We start from the raw sequence: 3,447 nt of genomic DNA, 5'->3' as shown, positions 1-3,447 counted from the left end.
CTCACGCTTGGCGATGTTCTCGTAATAGGTCGATGGGGCAATCGGCAGCAGCCTGCAAATCGGCTCGATCCCAAACACACCTCGGTGTTCTTCGATGAAGGCAATCATCGCTTCAGTGGGCGGTCGAGCTCCGCCTGGGCAAAATACGCAGACGCCTTGCGCAGGATCTCGTTGGCCTGACGAAGCTCACGGTTCTCCCGCTCCAGAGCCTTCATCTTCTCGGCCATCTCCGTCGGAATGCCGGCCCGCGCACCACTATCAACCTCGGATCTCTTGACCCATTCGTTCAGCGTGTGCGCCGAGCAGCCGATCTTGGCTGCTATCGAAACAATCGCCTGCCAGCGAGACCCGTGTTGACCTTCACTGTCCAGCACAAGGCGAACTGCTCGCTCGCGAACTTCAGGCGAAAACTTGTTCGTCGTTTTGCTCATAGTGCTCCATCCTACTCAGGAGTTGGAGCCTCCGGCAAACACGGGGCGGTTCAAACTGGACACTACCGTTTCCCCAAGTGAGCATTCATTTCAATCAGTTTAACACGCGCTTCCAGATTTTCACGAATTACTATGACCTTTTCTTCAAAGATGCTACCAAAAGATCAATTTGGACAACATCGAATGCTTTGGATATAATTGGGATCTACAGAGTAGTCAGTACGTAGAAAATCCGCTAGAAAGCATCTCCAAGCGCTCGTGGTCTGACTGATCCTCTGGTGTTGCTCTCATCACTGGTTGATCAGATTTTTCATCTTCATCGTTTCCTTTAGCCTGAGATATCTTTCTACTATTGGCAACGATCTCGTCGTATGAATTACAGAGATCTTTGATCGTCTGGAGCATAAATCTGCCAGTTGCATCTATAAAAATAGCTCTACGGAGCTCTTTCGCTTCCAAACTGATAAGAATTGCTTCAACTTTATCTTTTGGAATCTCCACAAGAGCGCGACTAAAGTAATCAATAGTTTGTTCTCTGGGTGCACATAGTATATCTCGAGATCCTCCAGATGTCTTATCAACTAGCATCCAGCTCATACTCGTAGTCCATTGGCCCATTCTGGTGACTTTATTGAAGTTAAAATCCCCTGCAATTAACATTTCCAATATGGTATTGGCCGCTTCCTCCGGCGTTGAATTCCAATACTTCCTTTCATAAAGTTCATTTTTTCGTTCCGCTTCAGCTGTCTTTCTGAAGTCAAAGCGTTCAATAAATCTTTGTTCCGCTTCAGTTGTACTTCCGAAGTCAAATTCAGACGTCCTTCTGAATTCAAAGAATTCAAAAAAACTGTGTTCCCTGTTGGAGGGATAACAAAGCTCTTTAACCGTCTGCAAACACGATTCACGGAGTTTACCATGAAAATCAATTGAAAGCGTTCTAGCAACGGATCTTGCAATAAATCTCAAATTATCACGAATTACTATGACTTTTTCTTCGGATAGCTCATCAAAAGCTTTGGTTAAATAACTTCCAACTTTGTGGAGGTGCTCGGCGGATTCTAAATACAAATAGCGCTTAACCTCATCGTTAGTCAAATCCGCAGGCGTTACCAAGGAACTCAATAATTGAACAGCGACGCTGAACTTGCAGCCTTCGCGTTCTCCAAAATCACTTTTACTTAAAATGTCCAAGACATTTTTGGCCGTTCCCTCTGGAGTATGCCCTTGAACCCGCCGAACATTTAGCTCATCGACATCCCTCCCTCCAACCTGAGATATGCTTCCGCAGGAAATACGCCCGGAGAAGCTTCTGATCCGATCCATTAACCCACTCGTGGGATTACTAAGCCTCACAGCAGAACTCCTTGAAAAGGTATGGCCGTCCCGCTCTTGCGTTGCCTGATTATTTGGCGATGTAGCAGGCTCCGTATTGCCGGTTCTGCCTGCAACATTACTAACTTTTGACGAAAGCATCATGAATTCCTTAAACGTTTCTAACGGCTAAAATATCCAGATCCAATCCTTTCATGTGTCACAATTGGAACAGCATACGAAAGAATTGGCCCGGTTTGTTTCGGCAGTTTTTTCAGTTTTTAAGTGGAAAGGTATGGCCGTCCCGCTCTTGCGTTGCCTGATTATTTGGCGATGTAGCAGGCTCCGTATTGCCGGTTCTGCCTGCAACATTACTAACTTTTGACGAAAGCATCATGAATTCCTTAAACGTTTCTAACGGCTAAAATATCCAGATCCAATCCTTTCATGTGTCACAATTGGAACAGCATACGAAAGAATTGGCCCGGTTTGTTTCGGCAGTTTTTTCAGTTTTTAAGTGGTTCCGCCCGAAAACTGCACGAGTGCGGTCAGTGCGGGATTGCCAGCTTGTTTTGTTGTGCCCGGAAGGGGCCGTGCTTTGGACGGATTTCAGGCGTTCATTTCGCCGGTGTAGTCGTGCCATAAGCCGAATGCATCAGCCTTTGCGTGCCGGTATGCGGCGGCCGACAGGGTGTAGCGGCGTGGCCGGAAGATCGTGTTGATCTGATCGTGGGCAGACAGAAACCGCTGCGCTTGCCGGGGCGACTTGAAAGGACCCATAATCTTCTCCCGTTTGCGTGTCGGACGATGGGAATTCTCAATCCTGTTATTCTGCCCCTTGTGAGCGCGATGATCAGCATCCGGAGCAAGGGCCTGAACCGGCTTGGTGTAGCTGCGCAGCTTATCCGTCACCACGACCCTGGGCTCGCCGAATTGCGTGACCAACCTGTCGAAGAAACGCCTGGCAGCTTTTGCATTGCGGTGGGATTGAACCAGGATGTCGAGCACATCGCCATCGCCGTCAATCGCCCGCCAGAGCCAGTATTTCACACCGCCGATGACAATCACCACCTCATCAAGAGGCCACTTGTTGTTGGGCTTTGGCCGGTCTCGACGAATGCAACGCGCGAAATGCCGACCAAACCGGTTCACCCAGTTGCGGATCGTTTCCCGGCTGACACCAATACCCCGCTCCGCCAGGAGATCTTCAACATCGGCCGTACTCAACGCAAAGCGATGATACGCCCAAACCGCGTAGGAAATGATCGACCTGGGAAAACGGAAGCCCTTAAGGCGCGCAAAATCGGAACTCTGAATCATCACAGCGATCTACAAGCTCTGAGTTCCGTCAACAACTTGCCAATCCCAGCCAATCTCCCTCATACGCCAGCAGCACCGCCATCGTAATCGTCGCCTGGAGCCCGTTCAAATCAGCAGTGGGTCAGAACCGTTTGGCGACTTTCAAGCCGAAATAGTTGTCTTTAGCATCGCGGCCGAATGCACCCTGATAGTCCACCGCGGCCTGAAGCTCCTGCCCCAGATCCAGCGCCATGCCCATCTCCACATTCGCCGTGTCGCGAGCCAGYGGGACGCCATGCACCTGGAACGTGTGACTGTCCGCAAAGGCCATCTGGCGGGACAAGTCCTCGTTGCCGATCAGGCGCCGCCAGGCAAGAGAACCGTAGAGTTTGAGCGGGCCGATCTC

Annotated in this window: 3 protein-coding genes, 1 pseudogene and 1 other annotated feature; all 4 genes and pseudogenes read right to left on the bottom strand. The window is 49.9% G+C overall.

The genetic code is table 11. From position 1 onward, the window contains the following. A pseudogene (locus OA90_RS27435) lies at positions 1 to 431 on the bottom strand (transposase); the annotation flags it as partial. Then, positions 34 to 150, bottom strand: a sequence feature (AL1L pseudoknot). (Overlaps the previous pseudogene by 117 nt.) A 216-nt stretch (positions 432 to 647) precedes the next feature. Further along, positions 648 to 1,907, bottom strand: a complete 1,260-nt coding sequence (locus tag OA90_RS27430) for a hypothetical protein (RefSeq protein ID WP_156510724.1) — start codon at positions 1,905 to 1,907, stop codon at positions 648 to 650. A 444-nt stretch (positions 1,908 to 2,351) separates the two neighbouring features. Continuing rightward, entirely contained in the window at positions 2,352 to 3,062 is a 711-nt protein-coding gene (locus OA90_RS27425) for an IS6 family transposase (protein ID WP_068420187.1), read from the bottom strand. 121 nt (positions 3,063 to 3,183) lie between these two features. Beyond that, a partial coding sequence (locus OA90_RS27420) for an autotransporter domain-containing protein (RefSeq protein WP_156510723.1) occupies positions 3,184 to 3,447 on the bottom strand: 264 nt, incomplete at its 5' end.

Source organism: Labrenzia sp. OB1 (assembly GCF_001624695.1).
Classification (GTDB): Bacteria; Pseudomonadota; Alphaproteobacteria; order Rhizobiales; family Stappiaceae; genus Roseibium.
This window is presented reverse-complemented; position numbering and strand designations above follow the sequence as displayed.

Bases quoted from the DNA above. Each gene is read 5' to 3' on its own strand.
- OA90_RS27430 (WP_156510724.1), bottom strand. From the start codon at position 1,907: ATGATGCTTTCGTCAAAAGTTAGTAATGTTGCAGGCAGAACCGGCAAT.
- OA90_RS27425 (WP_068420187.1), bottom strand. From the start codon at position 3,062: ATGATTCAGAGTTCCGATTTTGCGCGCCTTAAGGGCTTCCGTTTTCCC.